Source organism: Arthrobacter sp. MMS24-T111, assembly GCF_054888995.1.
Genome location: NZ_JBTZRO010000002.1, coordinates 174,981 through 197,702, shown reverse-complemented (window position 1 = coordinate 197,702; position 22,722 = coordinate 174,981). Strand labels below are relative to the sequence as shown.

Here is a 22,722-nt window from a genome sequence, read left to right as displayed (position 1 = left end):
ATGAAGCTTTTGACAGCAAAGAAGGCAAAGACGGTAAAGACAGCACAAACCCCGGTGAAGGAAGCAGGGCCGGGCTCGAGGGGTTGGACCGGACGGGGCGGCGGCATGGCCCAGCTGCTCCCTTCCGTGCGGGAGTACCGGGGAACGACCGTTCAGGTCTGCGGGCTGTGGCCGTTCTCATCCGGCGCATCCTCGCCCATGATCGGTGTGCCGCTGGGCCGGCATGAGGAAACCCAGGCAACGGTGTGCTGTGATCCGATCAGCTGGTTCCAGCGGGCGCGGCTGATTTCCAACCCCTCGGCGTTCATCCTCGGCAAGCCTGGCCTCGGAAAGTCCACGGTGGTGCGGCGGATGTTCATCGGTCTCTCCGCCCAGGGAGTGAACCCGCTGATCCTGGGCGACCTCAAAGGCGAGCACGTCAAAGCCGTGAAAGCCCTGGGTGGGCAGGTCATCAAGCTTGGCCGCGGCGTCGGCTACATGAACATCCTCGACCCCGGGCAGGCCGTCGAAGCGGCCCAGCTGCTCGACGACAGCGGGCACCATGAAGACGCAGCCCGGGTCCGCGCCGACGCCCACGGCCGGCGCCTAACCATGGTCGTCTCCCTCATCACGATCAGCCGGAACAACCCGCCGACGGACCAGGAACAGACCATTCTGGACCGGGCGCTGCGGGTCCTGGACGAACGCTTTGACGGTGTCCCGGTCCTGAAGGATCTGCTGGACGTGATCGTCTCCGCGCCGGACGAGCTGCGCCAGGTCGCACTGGACCGCGGCGACATGAACATCTACCTCCAGGAAACCCGGGCGCTGGAAGCAACACTGCTGGGCCTGACCGGGGGAGGGAAGCTCGGCGAAATCTTCTCCCGCCAGACAACGAACCCGATGAAGCGTGACCGGGCCGTGGTCTTCGATGTCTCCAGCATTGACGAGACCGAGACGGACCTGCAGGCCGCTGTGCTGCTGGCCTGCTGGTCCTACGGCTTCGGTACCGTGAACGTCGCCAACGCCCTCGCCGATGCAGGGCTGGAGCCGCGCAGGAACTATTTCGTGGTCTTGGATGAGCTGTGGCGGGCCCTGCGCGCCGGGAAAGGCATGGTCGACCGCGTGGACGCCCTCACCCGTCTCAACCGGTCCGTCGGCGTCGGACAGATCATGATCTCCCACACCATGTCCGATCTGCTGGCCCTGCCCGCCGAAGAGGAGCGGATGAAGGCCCGCGGCTTCGTCGAACGCTCCGGCATGGTCATCTGCGGCGGCCTCCCCGCCTCCGAAATGCCCCTGTTGACCTCCGCGATACCGCTGTCCCGGCAGGAACAGCAAAAGCTCATCTCCTGGCAGGACCCGCCCGCGTGGGACTCCCGCGGTGTAGACGTCGAACCACCAGGGCGTGGGAAGTTCCTCATCAAGGTCGGCGGCCGTCCCGGAATCCCGGTCCAGGTGGGCCTGACCTCCGTGGAGCACGGCCCCGACGGGGTCAACGACACCGACGGGAAATGGCACGGATCCCACGGAACCCATCCTGGACCCGGTCGCACCTATCCTGCCAACTGAAGGAGACTCACTGTGAGCGCACCGAACCGCAAAGGCATGGGCCTCGGCGACGCCATCCTCGTATGGCTGGCCATCGGCTTCATCGTCGTCTTCGGCGGCGGCACATACGCCGCCGTGCACCTCGGGTCCTGGATGGCCGGCATCGACGCGCCGCCGGCCCACCCCATTGACCTGATCGCCGGGCTCATCAAGGGCAAAGTCCCCTGGCCCACCCAATCGACCGTCGTCGTCTGCGTCATGGCCGGGTTGGTCCTGGCACTGGCCGTCGTCGTCCTGGGGGCGTGGCGGCAGGGTGCGTCCAAACGCGCCCGCGTGGACAAGGCCGCCCGCTACCTCGGCCGCGGAAAGTCCCTCTCCGCGTTCTCCGACAAGGGAGCCCAAGCCAAGGCCGAACGGCTGGGCATCAAGGACAACCCCGGCATCGTCGTCGGCAAAGTGGTCTCCACCGGCCAGAAATTCGTCCAGTCCTGGGAAGACCTCAGCCTCGACATCTGGGGACCCCGAACCGGTAAATCCACCTCCCGGGTGATGCCGGCGATCCTGGATGCCCCCGGCGCGGTCGTCTCCACCTCCAATAAGCGTGATGTCGTGGATGGCACCCGTGGCGTCCGCGAGGCCACGGCCCCGGTATGGGTATTCGACCCGCAAAAGATCGCCCAGGAAGAACCGGACTGGTGGTGGAACCCACTCTCCTACGTCACCGACGAAGAGAAGGCATACAAGCTCACCCAACACTTCGCCGTCGGCTCACGGGTGCCAGGCTCCAAGCCCGACGCATATTTCGACCCCAAAGCAGAAGACATCCTCTCCTCCTATTTCCTTGCAGCCGCGCTCGGAGAGCTGCCGATCACGCAGGTCTACCTTTGGGTGACGGAGCAGGTCAGCCAGGAACCCATCGAAATCCTCCGGGAGCATGACTACGAGCTGCAGTCCAAGGGCCTGGAATCCACGCTCAAGCTGGCCGACAAGCAGCGCGACGGTATCTTCGGCACCGCCGAGAAGATGATCCAGTGCCTCAAGAGCCGCAACACCCTCCGCTGGGTCGCCCCAACCGGCGGCGCGGGGGTCACAGGCGATACCCGTCGGCAGTTCGATCCGCACGCCTTCGCCGCATCCCAGGAGACCATCTACATCCTCTCCAAGGAAGGCGCCGGCTCAGCCGCCCCACTCACCACGGCACTCACCGTCGCAATCGCCGAAGCCATGGAGGAACGGGCAGAGCGCAGCGGCGGCCGCCTGCCCAAGCCAGCGCTGTTCGCCCTGGACGAGCTAGCCAACGTCGTTCGCTGGGCCGCCTTGCCGGACCAGTTCAGCCACTACGGCTCCAAGGCCCTCATCGTCATGGGCATCCTGCAGTCCTGGTCCCAGGGCGTCGAACTCTGGGGCGAGGCGAACATGCGCAAGATTTGGTCCGCCGCGAACGTCAAGGTCTACGGCGGCGGTGTCGCCGAAGAAGGCTTCCTCCGCGCCCTCTCTGACCTGATCGGCGACTACAGCTACATCAACGTCTCCGTCTCCTCCGGCAAAACTGGTTCCAGCCGCTCCCGTCAGGAAAGCAAGGAACGGATCTTCGACGTCTCCAACCTCGCCGAGCTCGACCGCGGCCGCGCCGTCGTCCTCGCCTCCGGCGCCCCAGCCACCCTGGTCCGCACCATGCCCTGGTACACCGGCCCGCACAAGGACGCCGTGGAAGCCTCCATCAAGAGGTACAGCCCGGAGCCGGAGGAAGAACCGGTAGGGGTGGCGGCGGCGCGGGCGGAAAATCCATGGGTAACCGGATAGGGGAGTAGGCCATGACGATAGACATCGGACGCTTCAGTGAAACTCCCAGCTCGGACGCCCACGAAGCTGGCGCTGATGGCGACAAGCAGCAGAAGCCCCCGCAGCTGGTCTACGGCTCTGCCGAAGAATTCCTGCACGAACAGCTGCTCCCTACCTACGTCCGCGCCGTGGACGGGCGCGCAGCGAAATGGTGCCTCGAATGGTATTTCCACCCGGAAGCTGTCTGCCGCGTGGAGGCGCTGTGGCGGGCTTGGGAACATCTCAGACTCGACGGGGCCACCGGCATGAGCGTCTGGTTCAAAGACCACGCAGACCACCACATGAGCGTCCTCCTCGACCCGCGCGGCCCCTTCTACAAATGCGACATGCAAAAGCACCGCGACCCCGAACACCTCGAACCAAAGAAAGCCCCAGCCGGGTGGTTTCCGGACGTGCGGACCATTCTCACTTAGAAACAGACAGCTGCAGGATGAGGCAGCCCAATAAATAGGTCGAGGCTGGAACCTGTTATAGATCCCAGCCCCGACTTTTCTTTGCTTCGGCCCTAGTGAGCGGCTTCGTACTTCTCTACGACTTCCGCTTGAATACGACCACGAGTATTTACCTGGATGCCGTTCTCAACCGCCCACATCCGTACCGCTTTTGCGTCCGGGCCACCCTGCGACGACTTGGTACGGGCCGCCGGACGGCCACGTCCGCCAGATACCCTGCGTCCAGCGTCGGTAAAACGACTCAGAGCTCCGCGCAGTTCATTCGCGTGCCCCTCGTTCAGATCAATCACGTATTCACTGCCGTCGAGGGCGAAAGATATCGTTTCGCTAGCTTCCGAGCCATCAATATCATCTTCCAGAACCACGACTGTCTTTTTTGCCATAAAACAAGGTTAACAGCCAGCTGACTAGGCAGCGTGCCGTCCAAAACAAGTAATCGCCTGCACAGCCCACCCGACCCGTGAAGGTCACTCTAACCTCTGGAAATCAAGTGAAAGCGGCACGCCTCGTAACGGCACCCAAGAAAGCGAGCGATCCGCAGTTGGGGTCAGGCCGGGTTATCCACGCCTGAAAATCGGGAGCCATCGGAAAACCTCCCTCAGCAGCAGTAGCGGTGGATAACCCCATCAGGATCGTTCCCGGCTGTGGGCAGCGGAATCGAGCAGAGAGACACCGCTTCGTTCACGGCTGCATTTGACAATGAACCGAAGGCAACTGACAGGCCATCGGCAAGTCCCCTGCAAACGGAAAGCGAACGAACTGCTTGCTGAACCCGAGTAGCAGCCTTTGCCAAACGTGATTATCGAGAACTCACGCGTCTGATGGCCCGGCGCCTCTGATGCTAGAGGATCCATCGACCCAGGGTACGACTTCAGATTCACCCGCCCAGCCATGGATACGTGTACGATCCGACACCCGCCCTTCGTATTTGAGATTGTGCAGGAGCAACAGATCGAGGTAACGGCGGACTAGTCGCGACGCTTCAGCGACCACACCCGGCCTGGTGTAGAGGTCTTCGGTGTTTTTGGGGTGAGTTAGATTATCTCTAATTCTTGTCACTGCGATTGGTCCGTCACCCAACTGAACCTCACGGGCGTATTCAGCCAAAGCAGGCGTGTGTGCTGGATCCAGAGCGATGGAGACCGACGCGTCCCTAAGCAACCTCCGAATTCGCCAATGAGACTTTTTCCCCGCCATTCGATTTCTGTAAGTCTTCCGGTTTGAACTTCCGTGATCCAAGACAAGTTTTCAATCGCCGCCAGACACGTCATTAGCCTTTGTTCCACGAAAGCCCCCTCCCCGGCGGCTAAGGCGGAAGTTACGAGGAACGACAACGGCTGCCGTTTGGTGGCGTCATCCCAACGATCGATCCACCTGCTCAGGAAAGACCAGAGGTCCTCAGGTCGGTGACTTACCCACCACCGCCCGGAACCGTGCATGGGAGGATCAATATGCCACGCTGCCCAATCGGACCATCGATATTGGCCGTCCTGAGAGAAGCCAACGGGAAAGATCGGCGCAACCCAGCGGCTGAGAGCAAAGCTCATTCCGAACTGCATGCCCGTTAAAACGTCGCAGCATCTTTGGAGGAAAACAGAGTTCCGTCCGCACGTCTAATCTCCATTACATGCGTCACGATGTTGAGGTAGTCTGCCTTGGCTTCTTTGTAGACCTCATTCAGATCGGGCCTGCCATCAAGGCGGCAATGCCAGTCACCCAAGACTATTTCGTGGCGGCCACCCCACTCCTGCCATCCACCGCCTGGAAAAGTGACGTGCAATCTCTCACCGAAGGGAATGTGTGGCAGGTTTACCCAATGCGCGATGACGTGTTCAAGTTTCTTCTCATCCTCGCTAGGAGCAGATTGACTTGGAACGAAGCCTTGGCCAGCCGAAGTTTGGTGCACGCGCAAGGAGATGGTTTGGCCATGAAATTTTAGATCGAGGCTCTCTGAATCTTCAGATACCTGATAGTCCCACGGGTCGTCTTCGACCGCTTGGCTTGGGAAGCTCTTGGACCAATGCAGATGTGTCCCAGCCCGTACGATTAACCGGATCTGTCCTGAAGCAAACCTAGTCTTACGGCCACCGGATCTGAGTCTCATCTGGCCATTGAACAGTTGAAAAGTATCTGAGGGAGAGGACCACGGCAGAATTGCTGCAACCGGTGTAGGGGAATTAGGGACCTTTCCGAAGTGCTCTAACGTAACCAATCTGTAGCTCGCCTCTCATACTGATTTGTTCCGCTATCACTCTTACGGTCGCTTAGGCGCTTGCTAGGCCACCATCCGTTTTTGAACACACGTAGACGCGCCTCCAGCCTACGTTCGGCTTCAGGTTTCAGCCTCCACGTGACGCAAAGGCTTTGCTCTCAGCGCTTCTTCGTAAAATGCGAGCCTTGTAGCAGCGCGCGCCATTTCGTGCTGAGCATGAACAAAGGAGTAGGCAATCCAAAATCCTGCAACCAAGACCACAAGTGCGATGGCAAGAGCTGAGGTGAACGGGCCAACCCATGAGGCCGTTCCCTGGACGAGCAGTGGCAAGGCAGCCAAGGTGACACTGACGTAGAGGGCGGTGTAGGCACCCAAGCTACCCCCACCTAGGTGGGCGGCGCGGGTGCGGAGTTCGCGCAGGTCTTCGAACTGCTTGTTTTCGTCGAGAGCGAGAAAAATGTCAATGTCTTCTCGGGTGACCTCAGGAAAGCGGCGTGATCGCAGTCCGCGGCGCGTGAACGAGTGCATGTTAGAGAGCATAACGACGGCTTCGGACGACCTTGTGAAAGAGGACGAGTTTCTCATCGGCGTACGGTGTGAGCTGGTGGAGGGCGCCTACCGCAGTCAACGATGTCAGACATGGTTCTAAGACCGTTTGCGCGCCATGTTCAAAAGAGGAATCAGGTACCCTATTCCGACGCATATTTACCTGGTGCCTGACGTCCGGTTGGGGTGTGCTCTATCTGGAGCTTTGCGTGCCCGAAACGAGCCCGCGGACTCTGTGTCATCTCTCGCGGCCCGTGACGCGAATCCGACGCCTTGGTTCCACGACGCCATCAGACCGGGGTAGGCGTCTCCTGCCGCCAACATGGGGTCATGGCCACCCGCTCCAGCCCAAGTACGGCTGGCCCTGCAAGGACGTTCGGCCGCCATAGGGAGGCGGCCCGGAGGACCGCCGATCGGGACGAATTCGGTCGCTTTATGAGCGTTCGGGAAGGCGGCCCCACCTATTTTTGAACATTGTCCTGCGTTTGTTGGAAGAATAGGCTAGTCGTGTCCTCGGCAACGAGCTTTGCGGAGGCGCGTTGTCGCTGCCACGGGTCTTCATGCCCTGTCCCCTGCGAGATAGGAGGGCCCGGTGCTGGCCTTTGAGCCAATAGACAGCGGTGACCCCGCTCTGTCCCTGATGAAAGTCGAGACCGGAGCCTTTCGAGCGATTTTCCTGCCTTCGGTCGGCGGACGGTTGCTGTCCTTGCGCGTGGATGGGAACGAGCTTCTGTGGGTCAACCCGCGCATCTTCGACCGCTCCTTCAGGGCTCTGCAGCCTCGATCAGCGTGGCCCGTCTGTGACGGAACCTTCAAGTCTTGGACCAACGTCGGGGGCTCAAAGACCTGGCCGGCGCCGCAAGGGTGGGGCGGTGACCACCAGTGGCCTGGGCCGCCAGACGATGTTCTCGATGCAGGGTCCTGGTCATTGACCACGAAGAGGGATTTGGACTCGCTGGTCGTGACGATGGTCAGCCCACATGACCTTCGTACCGGGCTGTGTATTACACGCGAGTTCACGTTTACCGCTGGCTCGTCCGGTTTCCATGAGCGAATCCGGTTCCTCAATGTATCCGGCCGGGTCGTGGAGTGGTCACTCTGGGAGGTGGCACAAACCGATACTTCGACCGGGGGAGTGGTTGACGTGTCAGTATCAACGCATGCGGAGCCTGTCGACCTCGGGCAGTATGCCGGTTCGGCGGATATCACTTTTCAGGACAACACGGCGCGGATGTTGATTTCACCAGGAGTGGCGAAGTTCGGGTTTCCGAATGCTACGGGACGTGTTGCATGGACCGGGCCGACTGGGGAAAAACTGCAGCTGAGCGTGGACGTCCATGACGGCGCGACCTACCCTGACGGCGGCTCCCGGGTTGAAGTATGGACTCAGTCTCCGCTTCGCGAGCCGTTGCCTTCATTGGATGGGTTCCATCCGGACGCGTGGCTGGTGGAGCTGGAAGTCCTCTCCCCGCTCTACAAGCTCGCGCCAGGGGAGAGCGCTGACTTTGAAATCACGTGGGATACCGCCAGCGGCGGACAACCTGGCGGTTGTTGACAAAACGCCCTAGTAGGAGAAGACCTTCCACCCCCAGCGCTGAACATAGGTCCAGGTCAATGACGAAGTTCGTCCGCCCCTCGACCAACAGCACACGTTCCAACCGGTGCGCGGTCATCGGTCCCCGCTCGCTTAGGCGCTCCGGAGGTGTCGCACGGATGGGTGGTCAGTCCCGTCACCGGGCCACTGTGCTGATCGGCGCGATGTCGCGGACGGGTCGGAGCATGTAACGATTCAAAAAAAGGTTGACGGGTAGGTGCTGGACGTCTAGTTTCGAGAAAGCGGTTACTCAGCAGATCGAGACAAAGTCTCAGACCGTGACCGGTCACGAGCCAGCAATTCGTGGAGATTTGCGTAGGGAATGTTTCCTCGAGGATGTTTCCGGATTCTGTGGTCACGCCCGGATGCCTCCGCTGGTCACAGCAGAGTTAGCCGATACCTACCCCCGAAGAAGTGGAAAAGGAACAAAAATGATCCACAGGAGAGTCTCCCTTGCCGCCGCATTGGGTATTGCCACGGCGCTGACCATGACAGCTTGCCAGGGGGCTGAAACAAGGTCCACGGACCTGGAAACCATCAATATGATGGCACCCTACCTCGAGGCGCAGCCGCCGTCTGCCGACGGTGCCGTTCAGAAGAAACTTGAAGAGTTGACAGGAAAACAGGTCAACATCACGTGGGCACCTAATTCCTCGTACGAGGACAAGACCAACATCACTCTGGCCTCGTCGGATATTCCGCAGGTTCTGGTCATGACGGGAAAGACGCCTGGCTTTGTAAAGAATGCGCAGGCCGGCGCCTTTTGGGACCTGACAGACAAGCTGGGCGAATACCCCAACCTCAAGACGACCTTCCCCGAAGTGCAAACAGCATCGAGTATTAACGGGAAGGTCTATGGTGTGTTCCGTGCCCGCGGCCCGATGCGTGCGCTGGTCATGTTCCGGCAGGACTGGCTGGACAAGCTGGGCCTGCAGCCGCCCAAGACCGTGGAGGACCTCTACAACGTGGCCAAGGCCTTCACGGACCAGGACCCAGACGGCAACGGCAAGAACGACACCTACGGCATCACGATTCCCAAATGGGGCGGGGGCGTTGGCACCAACAGCCCCTACGACATCATTGAGGAGTGGTTTGGCGCCGGCAACCGCTGGACCGAGCGGGACGGGAAACTGGTCCCCAACTTCGAAACGGACGAGTTCCTCCAAGCCGACCGCTTCATCAAGAAAATGGTGGATGAGAAGCTCATCAACCCCGACTTCGCCACGTTCGACAGCACCAAATGGAACGAGCCGTTCCTCAACGGCAAGGGCGGCATCATTGTCGACGTCGATACGCGCGTCCACAGTCTTGTCAGCCTCTTCAAGCAGGCGGACCCCAACAACTTCCAGAACAAAGTGGGCTTCGTGGGCAACCTCGAAGGCCCCGACGGCGAACTGCATGCGCACCCCACCGACGGCTATGGCGGCTTTCTGGCCATCCCCAAAGCGAGCGTTCGTACAGAAGCGGAGCTAAGGACGGTGCTTGAGTTCCTGAACAAGATGAACTCAAAAGAAGCGCAAGTGCTGTTCAAGAATGGCATCGAGGGCGTGAACTTCAAGCTCGAAGATGGCAAGGCGGTCCAGATTCAGCCGGAAACCCCCGAGGGAAAGGCTGTGGCCACCGATATCAAGAGTTATGCGCAGCTGGGTACGAGTGTCACCGGCAACGAGTTTTATCTTCCTAAAGAGGCGACAGATTATGAACAGCAGGTCGTCGACAAGCGCATCCGGGTCATGGCGGAGGACCTGAAGAGCGCGGTCTACAACCCGGCTGCGCCGTACGTTTCCGCCACCTACGTCGCCAAGGGAGCCCAGCTGGACAACATCGTGGCCGATGCCCGGATCAAGTACCTCGCGGGTCAGATCGATGAGCAGGGGCTGAAGGACGCCATCAAGCTGTGGGGCACCAGCGGCGGCAACAAGGTCAAGGAAGAGATCAACAAGCTCTGGCAGGACAACAAGTAAACGGATGGCCTTGGTCATTGACGCAACCGCGGGGCAAACGCATGGAAACTCCCATTCCCCGGGCCGAAACGGCCGCCGAGTCGTCAGCGTAAACCACACTTCGAAAGACACCCAATGAGAAAATCACGAGAATTCAGTTCGGCTACCACTGCCGAGGTCAAGACGTCTGCCAAGGACGGCCGCAAAGCGCGCCTTGCCCTGGTCGGCACCGGAGGGCGTTCCGAAATGTACATCCGCGCAGTGTTCGGCAAGCACGCCGACACCGCGGAACTGGTCGCGTTCTCGGACGTGAACCCCGGCCGCGTGGAGTTCTACCAGGGCCTCATCCAGGAGCTCGGCGCTCCCGGCCCCATTGCCTCGTTCGATCCGGCGGACCTGACGGCCTTTATCCAGGCCAACCACATTGATCGCGTCGTGGTGACCACTCCGGACTACACCCACGCCGACTACATCGTCGAAGCCCTCAGGGCCGGCGCGGACGTGGTGGTGGAGAAACCGCTCACCATCGATGCCGAGGGTTGCCGCCGCATCACCAAAGCGGTCCAGGAAACCGGCCGGAATGTGGTGGTGACGTTCAACTACCGCTACTCGCCCCGCAACAGCGCCCTGAAGGAGATCATCCAGAGCGGCGTGATCGGCAAGGTCACCTCGATCGACTTCAGCTGGGTCCTGGACACGGTCCACGGCGCTGACTACTTCCGCCGCTGGCACCGCGAGAAGAAGAACTCCGGCGGCCTGCTCATCCACAAGGCGTCCCACCATTTCGACCTTGTCAACTGGTGGATCGACGACGTCCCGGAGCGCGTCTTCGCCTCCGGCGGCCTGAAATTCTATGGCGACAAGAACGCTGCCGAACGCGGGCTTGGCCCCCGCCCCGAGCGCGGAACACCCGACGCGGGTGCGCCGGCCGGTGACAAGGACCCGTTCGCGCTGGACCTCCGGGAGGACGAGCGGCTCAAGGCGCTTTTCCTGGACAACGAGCACTACGACGGCTACCGCCGCGACCAGGACGTCTTCACCGGCGGCATCACCATCGAGGACAACCTGGCACTGGTGGTTGAGTACCAGGGCGGGCCGCGCCTGAGCTACTCCCTGAACGCGCACAGCCCGTGGGAAGGATACCGGGTGGCGGTCAATGGCACGGAAGGCCGGGCTGAGCTCGAAGTGGTGGAACGCGCCGCCGTCCTGCACAGCACGGACAAGAAGACCGTGGTGGACCCGAGCGCAACCCCCGTGGAGGAAGAGGACGCCGTCCGCCGCAACGGCGAACGGCTGGTGGTCCAACGCCACTGGGAGGCAGCGTACGAGGTCCCGATCGTCAATGGCGAAGGCGGCCACGGCGGGGGCGATGAGCTCCTGCTCTCGGACCTCTTCAACGGCCCGGGCGAAGACCCGTTGGGCCGCCCCTCCGGCTACCTCGACGGGCTGCGTTCGGTATCCGTGGGCATCGCCGGCAACCAGTCGCTCGAAACCTCGCTCCCCATCCGCGTGGAGGACCTGGACCTCGGCGTCGACCTCCGCCGCGCGAATAACACAGGAGGGGCGAAGTGAAACAAAAGTCATTGAAGCCAAAGGCCAGGGTCCATGGTTATCTAGAATTAAGTGAGGCGCGACTATAGTTTGCGCATGTGCAATTCCACTAAGTCCTGGTGCCGTGAATAAGTCCCCATCAGCTTCGATGCGATCCCATGTTGACCGTTCCTCACCTGTTTCCGAATCTGGTGTGCCGCCAGCGGGGCGCGTGACCATTCGCGATGTTGCCCGGGCCGCCGGTGTGTCGCGCCAAACTGTTACTCGTGCAATCAACGACATGGCTGAGATCAGCGAGGAAACACGTCAGCGCGTGATGAAGACGGTCGAAGAGCTAGGGTACAGACCCAATCGCTTTGCGATTGACCTGTCTCGCCAAAGGACGCATGCCGTAGGCCTCATCGTGGGTACGTTTCGAAATCCGTACTATGCACAACTCGCCGATGCCTTCGTCACCGAGCTCAGACGCCGTGACTGGCAGGTTGTGGTCGGGACGGCCGATCAAGGGGAGGCCGAGGCCGTTCGCTCCATGTCGGCCCAGGCCGACGCCATCATTGGCTACTTCCTGGAGCCCCCCGAACATTTCGTGCCGGCAGCACGCGGCGTACCCATCGTCCTGCTGGAAGACCGAGCCAGCATCCCAGGCGTGCATTCAGTGGAACTTGATTTTCGAACCGGTATCAACGATCTGATCACGGCACTCAAGGCAAAGGGCGCCAGCCGTTTTGGCATGGTTGACTCCTCGAAGCCGGCCTCGGATGGAGTCCCCGTTGGTTCACCGCGCCGTCATTTCTTCGAAGAAGCGGTCGGAACGTCGTGCTCCGTGGTTGCCGAACCGGAGACCATCGCCGGTGGCGCGGAGGGCTTCAGGAGACTTCTTGCCCAGGATCCAGGGATCGACACGGTCCTCGCTTTTAACGATTTGATGGCGATGGGCGCGGTGCAGAGCGCACACGCGCTGGGAGTCGACGTGCCGGGCAAAGTTCGAATTGTCGGCATCGACGGGATCTCGCTCGGGGAAGCTATCAGTCCTGCCCTCACAACCCTGTCTTTAGAGACTCAAACGGTGGCAACCGAAGCTGCGTCCATTCTTGCTGAATTGTTCGCGAGTGAACCTATGTCCTCGGCGTCTATCAGGCGCATCGTCAGACCTGTTCCGCTGTGGCGGGAATCCGCCTAAGAGAGCCGCGCCACATTCATCATTGACATTGCGAGCCTGCGCTACGTAGCATTGTCCGTGACCGGTCACGGGAATGGTGCTGACGGACTTCGCGGCCAGCGACTGATCACAAATGGCCTTTGCAAACTGCCAAGCTGCCAACGTTCCGGGTTTGAGCTGGGGCCCCGCTGCAAAGCGCAACTTTTTTCATTGAACACGCAGTCGAAGGTTCCTAGCGAACGCGACTGGAGCAAGGAGGCTCGTATGATCGACAGAAGGCATTTCCTCACAACCGTGGCCGTCGGCACCGCATCGGCCGCAGCCCTGGCAGCCTGCGGGAACGGAGGCAGCTCGTCCGGCCAGACCGGAACCGCCGAAAAACCGGTGACCATCAATTACACCTGGTGGGGCAACGACGACCGCGCCGAGCGGACCCGCAAGGCCATCGCTTTGTTTGAAGCCAAGAATCCGGACATCAAGATCGCGGGGAATTTCACGGATTTCGGTGGTTATTGGCAGAAGAGGGCTACTGAGGCTGCCGGCGGCGGCCTGCCTGACGTGATGCAGTTCGATCTGTCCTACCTTCGCGATTACGGCCAGCGCAACCAGCTCTTGGACTTGGGCACGGTGAAGATCAATACGGACGCATTCGAGAAGTCGGTGCTGCCGTCGGGCCAGGTCAAGGGCAAGACCTATGGCATCCCAACGAGCACCAACGTATTCGCGGTCTACTACGATCCAGCCAAACTTGCATCCCTTGGGGTGGCTGAGCCGGACGGGAGCTGGACCTACGCTGAGTACAACAAGTTCATGGCGGAGGTTAGCGCCAAGAGCCATGGCGCCATTTTTGGTGGCACCGACTACACCGGTGTTTGGTGGATGTTCAATATTTGGCTGCGCCAGAACAACATCAAGGCGTTTACCGATGACGGCAAGCTGGGCTTCAGCAAGGACGACCTGAAGAAGTGGTGGAAACTTGCCGCTGATGTGCGTGGCACGTCTGCGGTGGTCAGCGAGGAGAAAGTCACCCAGCTGCTCCCGAAGTCACCGTTTGGTTCAAACGTGACCGCCACCGAAGTGACCTGGGATAATTTCATGGCCGGGTACCTGGCTGACAGCGGTGCCAAGGAACTCAAGTTGGTGCCGGTGCCCTCGGATGACCCGAACAACCTGGGCTTGTTTCCCAAAGCTGCGATGTTGATGTCTGCCAGCGCTAAAACCAGGTTCAAGGACGCTGCCGCACGCTTCATCGATTTTATGGTCAACGATCCCGAGGTGGGCCAGATCTTCAAGACCTCCCGCGGCGTTCCGGCCTCCAAGACCCAGCGCGACGGCACCACCTTCGATGGCGCCGACAAGCTGGTGGTGGATTACGAGAAGTCCATCGAGCAGTACCTCAAGGACTCACCGGAACCGCCCATCGTCGGTTTCGGCACACTGGAGGCATCTTTCAAGCGCGTCAGCTCCGACATGAACTACGGCAAACTCACTATCGACAGCGCTGCCGACGCGTGGTTCAAGGAAGCCGAAGACCTCATCAAGCAGAACGCCTGATCCGGCCAGTGCCTGATCGAGTGTTCACGACTGACGGATTGAACTCGTGACTCAAAGCCCAACCCTGAGCAGGCGCCAGGGGCATCCCGGTACCGCGTTGCCGCGCAAGTCGCGGCAGCGCGGGGCGGATGCCCGCGCCGGTTACACCTTCCTGCTGCCCTGGCTGCTGGGTTTCATCGCCCTGACGGTCGGGCCGATGATCTCCTCCCTGTACCTCTCGTTCACCAACTACAACCTGTTCGAGCCGCCCAAGTGGATCGGCTTCGACAACTACGCCACCCTCTTCCAGGACGAACGCTTCCTGCAGTCCGTGGGCGTGACCCTGTCCTACGCGGTCTTCGGTACCCCGCTCAAGCTTGCCGCGGCACTGGCAGTGGCGATGCTGCTGAACAGCAAGCGCCGCGGCCAGGGCTTCTACCGGTCGGCGTTCTACGCCCCGTCCCTGATCGGGGCCTCGGTGTCCATCGCGATCGTCTGGAAGGCCATGTTCGGCGATTCCGGACCGGTGGACCAGGGCCTGTCCTTCTTCGGGATCAACATCGGCGGCTGGGTGGGGAATCCGTCCATGACCATGCCCATGATGATCCTCCTGACCGTGTGGCAGTTCGGCGCCCCGATGGTGATCTTCCTGGCCGGCCTGAAACAGATCCCGGGCGAACTCTACGAGGCGGCATCGATGGACGGTGCCGGCCCGGTCCGGAAGTTCTTCAACATCACCTGGCCCATGCTCTCGCCGGTGATCTTCTTCAACCTCTTGATGGAAACCATCCACGCGTTCCAGATCTTCGCGTCGGCCTACATCATCTCCAACGGTGACGGCGGCCCCGCCGGCTCCACCCTCTTCTACACCCTCTACCTGTACCTGCGCGGCTTCAGCGACTTCCGGATGGGCTACGCGTCGGCCATGGCCTGGCTGCTGGTGATCGTGGTCGGCATCATCACGCTGATCTTCTTCCGCACCTCCAAGTCCTGGGTCCACTACAGCGGTGATGCAAAATGACAACCACGGCAACCCCCGTCCAGCCGGCCCCCGGCGCCACCGCCCCGGCCTACAACCCGAAGTCCGAATCCACCACCGCCAAACGCGCCAAGAGCACCATCTTCCACGCCGCAGCTCTCCTGCTGACCTGCGTGGTGCTCTACCCGGCCCTGTGGATGATCGCCTCCGCGTTCAAACCCAACTCCGAAATCGGCGGCCAGAACACGTCGCTGTGGTCCAACAACTTCAGCTTTGACAACTTCGCCACCGCGATGGACGGAATCGGCGGGGTCTCCACCCTGCAGTTCTTCACCAACTCGCTGATCCTGGCCATCGGCGCCGTCGTCGGCACCATCCTCTCCGCGAGCGTGTCCGCCTACGCCTTCGCCCGGATCAAATTCCCCGGCCGCAGTGTGTTCTTCGGCATGATGATCGCCACCTTGCTGCTGCCGTTCCATGTGGTGATCATCCCGCAGTACATCATCTTCCAGCAGCTCGGACTGGTGGACACCTACGTCCCCCTGCTCATCGGCAAGTTCCTCGCCGGAGACGCGTTCTTCGTGTTCCTGATGGTGCAGTTCATGCGCAACCTGCCCGCCGAACTCGACGAAGCAGCCCGCATCGACGGCGCAGGGCACGTCCGGATCTTCACCTCCATCATGCTGCCCCTGATGAAACCGGCCCTGATCTCCACCTCGATCTTCTCCTTCATCTGGAGCTGGAACGACTTCCTGGGCCCCCTGCTGTACCTGAACACCCCCGACAAATACCCGCTGCCCCTGGCCCTGCGCCTCTTCGTGGACCAAACCCAGTCCTCGGACTACGGCGCCATGATCGCCATGTCTGTCCTGGCCCTGCTCCCCGTGCTGATCTTCTTCCTGATCTTCCAGCGGTACATCGTCGAGGGCGTTTCCACCCAGGGCCTCAAGGGCTGACGGTCAACGGAGAGAAAAATGAGCGCCATGGACAGCACCACCCCCGTTTCCGGCCACGAGCCCATTCCGGTGAACCGGTTTGCCCTGTTCTCCGAAACCCTCCTGGCAGGCCTGCTGGTGCTGGTGCTGTCCATCCCGCTGGTGACCCTGCCGGCCGCCTACGCGGCCGGCATCGCCCACCTGGAACGGCACCTGGCCGGCCGGGATGATTCCGTCCGCGGACTCTGGAGCCTCTTCAAGGCGGCACTGCCAGGCAGCTGGAAGCTGGGCCTCACGACGGCGGCGGCCGGCGTCGTGATTGTCCTCAACCTTTTACTCGCCTGGGTGGGGCAACTGCCCGCTCAGGCAGCGGTCGTGCCAGCCACACTGACTTTGGCGGCCGCGGGTGGTGTGCTTTTACTGCGGACGGCTGCCAACTGGAGCGGCGGGTGGACTTGGGGCGTTGACGCTGGCTGGCAGAGCCCGGACGCGCCGGGCTCCCAGCGGTGGGCCACGGCTTATACCGCCGCGAAGAATGACGCGCTGCGCGATCTGGCTGGATCGCTCCTGCTGATTGCGGCCATCGTCATGTCGGTCGTCTTCGTCTGGATGCTGCCGGCGCTGTTTGTGATAGTCCCCGGCACCCTCGTCCTTGCCGCTACAGCTATCAAGAACAGGACTGCACGGTCGGCCCGAACGTAGCCACATCCATCGGACGCCGGCCAGTACAAATGCCCGCAGGTTTCGCTGTGGCGTTGCAAACCGGAGTTAGCCACTGGGCCGGCGGCCCAGATCACCTATGACACAGCAGTTTCTCTGCTCCATATCGAGTAAATCAACGCATTTCCGAAGTCACTATTGAAACGATTCGACGCCCAGCTGAAGCGCACTTTGCCTGGGACTGCCGTTGGATAACGCGTAATAACCCGAAAAAGCAATCAAGGTTGAAGGAGATTTCCTATGTCCACTTCCATTGCCCGCCGTACCCTTTTGGGCTTGATGGGCGCGGCCGCCAGTGCCGCCGTCCTGCCCGTCTATGCATCAACACGAGCTTCGGCTGCGAACGGGCCGGACGTGACGATTGTCGATCATGGCTCCACGGTGACGCTCAGTAACGGCATCGTTCAGTTCGATGTCGTCAAAGCCAGCGCGGACATCAAGAACCTGTACTTGGTCGGCAGCGCGCAAGGCAATGCAAGCCAAAACCTTCTTCCAGGCTCGCACGGGCATGGGTACACAACGTTCGACTACTCCGGGGCAGCAAGATCGACCGGGATGAAGGGGGAGCCTTTAGCGTGGTCAGCCAGAGCGCCGACCGCGTGGAGGTGTCCATCCTCTCTAATGACCCGACGAAGAACACGTTCTACGTAGACATCCGGATCGCGCTTGAACGAGGTTCATCCGGTCTGTATCAATACTGGATCACGAAGTACACCGACAATATGCCCGACGGCCTAACTTTCGGACAGTTGCGCTACGCCTTTGCGGCCGATGATCCTGCTTTCAAGTGGTTCGTAGTGGACGACGAAAGGGGCATCCAGCAGCGTCCCAGCATCGAAGACACCAAGAACTGGGTGGTGCTCCAGGATTCAACCGAAGTTTTGCCGGACGGCACCATCTATTCGAAGTACCAGAACGCCACCAACCTGGAAGGCGACAACCACGTCTTCATGATCTCCAATGGCAAGTTGGGGCTCTCCCTCGTCCAAGCAAGCAAGGAATCATTCGGGGGCCCGACGCGTCCGGAACTGACGTGCCACGACTATTACGATGGCATGATTCTTCTCTGGCACCCCCTCACCGGGCACTATGGCGAGCCTGACACTCAGCCCTCCCGCGGATGGGAGAAGGTCTACGGACCCTTTTACCTCCACGTGGGCGAGGCGGCGGCGGGCGACGAACGCTCCAATGTCGCGGCACTGTGGGAAGACGCGAAGCGTGCCGCCGTGCGCGAGCAGGCGGCATGGCCGTATACATGGGTCACCGAACCCATCTACGCGGCCAAGGAGCGATCAACAGTCACCGGCAAGCTGACCGTCCCATCTCTTGGAGCAGTCGACAACGGTTGGGCCATCCTGTACAAGCCAGGGCCCGACAGGGATTTCCGCGGTGTAACCCTGGACGGCACAGATTGGCAGTACCTGAGCCTGGACTACACCTACGCCGCCAAGATTGGCCCCGGTGGCAGGTTCAGCATCCCTGCCGTTCGCCCTGGCAACTACACCCTGGCGGCATTCACCAAGGGGGTCATGGGGGAGTACCGGCGCGAAAATATCACGGTCACAGCCGGCGCGAGCATCGACACCGGGAATCACGTTTGGCACCCCACTGAATACGGTCCCACTCTGTGGCAGATCGGGACGCCGGATCGTTCGGGGGAGGAGTTCTTCATCCACGGTGGCCCCGGCGGCTACCGGCGCAACCTCACGTGGCTGGAATATCCCTACGACTTCCCTAACGGGGTCGATTTCAAAGTCGGTGTCGACGACCCCGCCAAGAAATGGAACTACTTTCACCCTGGGCTGAGGACACCGGGGACAGCCAAGCAAGCTCGAATGGCGAGGCACCACACCAGATACTTCACTCGAAACATGGAAAATCCGCTTCGACGCCCACCGCTACCAGCAGGGCAAAGGTTACCTCGACATCGCCCTCGCGGCCCAAGTCTATGCAACACTGGCGGTCACGCTCAATGGAACCCCGATATCGACATTTGACCCCTTGCCTGGTGTCCCCGGTGACAATTCCTCCTACCGGCTGACAGCACGTTCCATGTACCGAAAGCTGCCCACGATCGAATTCCCTGCCAGCCTGATCCAGGACGGCGAAAACGTGATTACCCTCGCCAACGTCCGGCCGCCAGAGGTCCCCATCGCCGACAACTGGATGGCGCCCATGGGCGGGATCATGTACGACAGCATTCGCCTTCAGGTCAACGAAGGCGCATAGAAGCTGCGACCTGGCCTCTCCCCTCCTTGAGGGATATTAGGGGACAGGCCAGGACACAGGACTGACACCACGGAGTTCCGCATGACGGCGGAGACTTCCAACACCACCAACCGAAGTGGTAACACCCAACAAGCAACAGGACACGTCGTGACCGAACAAACCTACCCACACCGGGATGCATCTCCACATCTCTACGTCGGGGCCAACTACCATCCACATGATTCAGGCCACGAGCAGTGGGAACGCGATATCCGCCTGATGTCGGCGGCTGGACTGACCGTCGTAAGACTGGGGCATCTGGCTTGGGACAGCTACGAGCCGCAAGACGGACACTACGAGTTCGAATGGTTCGACGATGTTATGGATCGGATGCACGACGCAGGGATCAGCGTGATCCTCGACATCGCCGTTCGTCCGGCGCCCCTTTGGCTGCACCGCAAACACCCAAGCATAAACATTACCGACTCTACGGGCAGCCGCCTGTATCCCAATTCACGCTACATGGTCGACGTCGGGGACCCGGCCTACCGGGCGCATGCCCTGCGGTTCACCGATAAGCTAAGCTCCCGCTACGCAAGCCACCCGGCGCTCCTGGCGTTCGGCATCGACAACGAGCCGGGAGACGGACCATATTCGTACAGTGAGACGGTTCGATCACGCTTTCTCGAGTGGCTGCGCAAGAAATATGGAACCGTCGAGGACCTCAATTCGGCCTGGGCCGGCCAAAGATGGTCCCGTCGCATCGGCGACTTCAGCGAGATCGGGCTGCCCAAGTCCGCGGCGATTGACGGCGCACCGGAACGTGTCCTGGACTTCCGCCGCTTCGTCTCCGACGAAATCAATGAATTCCTTCTTTCCGTGATGGAACAGGTTGAGCAAAATGCCCCCGGTGTTCTCCTGACGACCAATGCCTGGTACTACAAGGAGGACGCCCGCTACTTCGACTACGCAGAGATCGCGTATACCGGCAAGATGAGCCGTGGCGGCATGGGCTTCTATCCCGGTTACTCGCTGGTGAACAACGATGGGCTTTATGAAGCCCTTCTGGGTCTTGCGCGCATTCAGTTTGAAAGCCAGTATCCGTTTTGGTGCACAGAGTTCACCACGATGACAGCGGTTCCGGGATCAGTCCGAAAGACCGCCTACGCGTCTCTTCTTTCCGGAAACCAGATGGTCTGTGGCTGGACCTGGCAGTCGATGCACAGCGGAGAGGAACAATACCTGCAGGGCATGGTCGACTGGGACGGCCAGCCCAATCGAAAGTACGACGAATACCGACACTTAGCTCAGGAATTCAGCAAGATCGGACGTTACGGGTTTCCATATCGTCCCCACGCCGACATCGCATTGGCGTTCTCTTTCGATAGCCAGCTCGCGAGTGCCTCTTTACCGGAGAAACACGATCATCAGCTCCAAACCTGCTTCAACGCCGTGTTGGAGCGCAACCTGGACCAGCGGATTGTAGATCTGAACCGCAGCACCCTGGACTACAAGATTCTTATCATTCCCGGCGCCACATTAATCGACGAGACCGCATCTGAACAGATCCGTCGCTTCGTAGCGCAGGGCGGAACGGCCATCATGACGTCCTACTCCGGCTTCGTCGACGCCACCGGGCAGGTCCACAGGAGCACGCGGCCGGGGCTGCTTGCTGACGTCTTTGGCATTCGGCTGGGGTCGTATCAGGAAACGGGGCTCCTGAACGAGCTTTCCCGCGGCACGTCAGGGCAGTGCCTGGACATCGTACTTGGTGATGCAATCGTCCAAACCGGATCGCCACGCTTCGACGAGATCAACACCCGCACCGCCAGCGTCATGGCATCGATCGCGGGTTTGGATCGGGACTACCCTGTGGCCACCGTCAACGAGTTCGGTCGCGGGCGCGCCATCTACCTCGGCATACCAGCGAGACGAGAGTTGCTCGACCCCATCCTGGACTCGGAGATCAACCACAGGCAGGTCAGGCGGGGTCCCGAAGTACCGCCCGGGGTACTCGCCAGGTTCATTGATGAGACACACATGCTGTGCGTCAACCTCGACGGCATACCGAAACAGATCACGATGACCGGGCCGTCAAGGAGCATCCTCTACGACCGTGACTATACGGGCGAGTTCACACTCGCCCCGTACGACGCTGATTTCGTCGAGGTGCAGTAATACTGCCGAATTCCCCGGCATCCAAGCACTTCTGTTCAAAGACCAAACCCCACTCCGAAAGATGAAAATGTCAAAAATATTCCCGGGACAACCATGGCTCGATACCAACGGTAACCGGATCCAGGCACACGCAGGATCCATCTTCTTTGAGAACGACGTTTTCTACTGGTACGGCGAGAACAAGGAGCGCACCGAACCCGGATCCGACATCTGGCACTGGGGAATCCGCTGCTACTCCTCGACCGATCTCGTCACATGGGAAGACCGCGGCCTCATCATCCCTCCGACACCTGAAGACATCGATTCGCCCCTTCACCCCACCAAACTGCTTGACCGCCCCCACATCATCAGGCAGCCGGAAACCGGCAAATACGTGTGCTGGATAAAGATCATGGGAGAAGGATTCAGCCAACGCACAACCGTACTGGTGGCCGACGACATCCTCGGACCCTATGAAATCGTCACCACCGGCCTCAAACCCCTAGGGATGAACGCCGGCGACTTTGACCTGGTCGTGGACCCTACAGACGGAAAGGCCTACTACTACTTTGAGCGGGTCCACAGCGAGTTGATCTGCGCGGACCTTACTCCCGACTACACCGGCGTCACCGGCTTCTACTCAACCCATTTCCCACAGCCAGGCCCCCCAGACGTGCGAGAAGCACCCGCCTACTTCCGCAAGGGATCCAAGCACTATCTCATCACCTCTGGAACATCCGGCTACTACCCGAACGCATCCGAGGTGGCCAGCGCCGACACCTACCACGGACCATGGACCGTCCTGGGCGATCCGCACCCGGATGACGACAGCAGGACGTCATACCGCACACAGGTCAGTTCAGTATTCCGCCACCCGCACAAGCGCGACCTCTACATTGCCTTGGCTGACCGCTGGCTACCCGACCTTTCCCCAGAAGAATCCGACCAAACAGAACGATACCGCCGGCTCTTCAGCGGCGATGAAGCACAGACCGAAAAGGCCGACGAATCCGTCCAGCACCAGTCCGACCTTCGCTTCGCCGAATACGTCTGGCTCCCCATCAATTTCGACGGCGACGTGCCGCGGATCGACTGGCGCGACGCATGGTCGCCAGAAGAGTTCGACTGATTCCAGCCACAGCAACTTCAGGGGTTACGACGCCGCCCGCCCGCGGCCCGTCGTCGTAACCCCTGAAAACTCCACCACCACTTACCTGACAAAGGAAGAATTGTCATGTCCGAATGCGATGACCACTGGCGAAATCTTGTGGGCCGCACCATCGAACTCAGGATCGGGGACCGACTCGTGAGAACCGCACAAGTAGAAGAAGTCAGCGCCGACTCCTCATTGGTCTGGCTTC

Annotated in this window: 18 protein-coding genes; 15 read left to right on the top strand and 3 right to left on the bottom strand. The window is 60.7% G+C overall.

The features are described 5' to 3' along the window. The 3 genes from ACX5I6_RS20835 to ACX5I6_RS20825 are packed head-to-tail and all read left to right on the top strand — an operon-like array spanning position 1 to position 3,785. Entirely contained in the window at positions 1–1,551 is a 1,551-nt protein-coding gene (locus ACX5I6_RS20835; RefSeq protein ID WP_461841924.1) for a helicase HerA domain-containing protein, read from the top strand. Positions 1,552–1,563: 12 nt separating this feature from the next. Then, entirely contained in the window at positions 1,564–3,333 is a 1,770-nt protein-coding gene (locus ACX5I6_RS20830) for a type IV secretory system conjugative DNA transfer family protein (protein ID WP_461841923.1), read from the top strand. An 11-nt stretch (positions 3,334–3,344) separates the two neighbouring features. Then, positions 3,345–3,785 carry a DUF4913 domain-containing protein gene (locus tag ACX5I6_RS20825; protein WP_461841922.1) on the top strand — a complete coding sequence of 147 codons (441 nt, stop codon included), beginning with the start codon at positions 3,345–3,347 and terminating at the stop codon, positions 3,783–3,785. A 92-nt stretch (positions 3,786–3,877) separates the two neighbouring features. Here the strand turns inward: ACX5I6_RS20825 and ACX5I6_RS20820 are convergent, their stop codons facing one another. From ACX5I6_RS20820 to ACX5I6_RS20810, 3 genes are all read right to left on the bottom strand, one after another. Next, positions 3,878–4,207, bottom strand: coding sequence for a histone-like nucleoid-structuring protein Lsr2 (locus ACX5I6_RS20820; RefSeq protein ID WP_461841921.1), 330 nt, complete (start codon positions 4,205–4,207; stop codon positions 3,878–3,880). Positions 4,208–5,388: 1,181 nt separating this feature from the next. Continuing rightward, positions 5,389–5,928 carry a hypothetical protein gene (locus ACX5I6_RS20815; RefSeq protein ID WP_461841920.1) on the bottom strand — a complete coding sequence of 180 codons (540 nt, stop codon included), beginning with the start codon at positions 5,926–5,928 and terminating at the stop codon, positions 5,389–5,391. Between the two features lie 228 nt (positions 5,929–6,156). Further along, positions 6,157–6,564, bottom strand: coding sequence for a hypothetical protein (locus tag ACX5I6_RS20810; RefSeq protein ID WP_461841919.1), 408 nt, complete (start codon positions 6,562–6,564; stop codon positions 6,157–6,159). A gap of 610 nt (positions 6,565–7,174) precedes the next feature. Between ACX5I6_RS20810 and ACX5I6_RS20805 the strand changes: the two genes are divergently transcribed. From ACX5I6_RS20805 to ACX5I6_RS20750, 12 genes are all read left to right on the top strand, one after another. Continuing rightward, on the top strand, positions 7,175–8,137 hold the full coding sequence (locus ACX5I6_RS20805; RefSeq protein WP_461841918.1) for a hypothetical protein: 963 nt from the start codon (positions 7,175–7,177) through the stop codon (positions 8,135–8,137). Positions 8,138–8,454: 317 nt separating this feature from the next. Next, positions 8,455–10,140 carry an extracellular solute-binding protein gene (locus ACX5I6_RS20800; RefSeq protein WP_461841917.1) on the top strand — a complete coding sequence of 562 codons (1,686 nt, stop codon included), beginning with the start codon at positions 8,455–8,457 and terminating at the stop codon, positions 10,138–10,140. A 114-nt stretch (positions 10,141–10,254) separates the two neighbouring features. Continuing rightward, positions 10,255–11,691, top strand: a complete 1,437-nt coding sequence (locus ACX5I6_RS20795; RefSeq protein ID WP_461841916.1) for a Gfo/Idh/MocA family protein — start codon at positions 10,255–10,257, stop codon at positions 11,689–11,691. A gap of 190 nt (positions 11,692–11,881) precedes the next feature. After that, entirely contained in the window at positions 11,882–12,850 is a 969-nt protein-coding gene (locus tag ACX5I6_RS20790) for a LacI family DNA-binding transcriptional regulator (RefSeq protein WP_461841915.1), read from the top strand. Between the two features lie 243 nt (positions 12,851–13,093). After that, positions 13,094–14,383 carry an ABC transporter substrate-binding protein gene (locus ACX5I6_RS20785; RefSeq protein WP_461842002.1) on the top strand — a complete coding sequence of 430 codons (1,290 nt, stop codon included), beginning with the start codon at positions 13,094–13,096 and terminating at the stop codon, positions 14,381–14,383. 46 nt (positions 14,384–14,429) lie between these two features. Further along, positions 14,430–15,383, top strand: a complete 954-nt coding sequence (locus ACX5I6_RS20780; RefSeq protein WP_461841914.1) for a carbohydrate ABC transporter permease — start codon at positions 14,430–14,432, stop codon at positions 15,381–15,383. Continuing rightward, positions 15,380–16,297: a carbohydrate ABC transporter permease gene (locus tag ACX5I6_RS20775; protein ID WP_285247010.1), complete on the top strand. Its 918-nt coding sequence runs from the start codon at positions 15,380–15,382 to the stop codon at positions 16,295–16,297. Before ACX5I6_RS20780 ends, ACX5I6_RS20775 begins: the two co-directional genes overlap by 4 nt. Before the next feature lie 18 nt (positions 16,298–16,315). Then, positions 16,316–16,978 carry a Poxvirus protein I5 gene (locus ACX5I6_RS20770; RefSeq protein WP_461841913.1) on the top strand — a complete coding sequence of 221 codons (663 nt, stop codon included), beginning with the start codon at positions 16,316–16,318 and terminating at the stop codon, positions 16,976–16,978. A gap of 563 nt (positions 16,979–17,541) precedes the next feature. Beyond that, positions 17,542–18,993, top strand: coding sequence for a hypothetical protein (locus ACX5I6_RS20765; protein WP_461842001.1), 1,452 nt, complete (start codon positions 17,542–17,544; stop codon positions 18,991–18,993). Further along, positions 18,875–19,225: a polysaccharide lyase family protein gene (locus ACX5I6_RS20760; RefSeq protein ID WP_461842000.1), complete on the top strand. Its 351-nt coding sequence runs from the start codon at positions 18,875–18,877 to the stop codon at positions 19,223–19,225. The genes ACX5I6_RS20765 and ACX5I6_RS20760 overlap by 119 nt, the downstream gene beginning before the upstream one ends. 81 nt (positions 19,226–19,306) lie before the next feature. Next, complete coding sequence (locus tag ACX5I6_RS20755) at positions 19,307–21,382, top strand: beta-galactosidase (RefSeq protein WP_461841912.1); 2,076 nt, start codon at positions 19,307–19,309, stop codon at positions 21,380–21,382. 67 nt (positions 21,383–21,449) lie between these two features. Then, complete coding sequence (locus ACX5I6_RS20750) at positions 21,450–22,490, top strand: family 43 glycosylhydrolase (RefSeq protein WP_461841911.1); 1,041 nt, start codon at positions 21,450–21,452, stop codon at positions 22,488–22,490. The last annotated feature ends 232 nt before the right edge of the window (positions 22,491–22,722 follow it).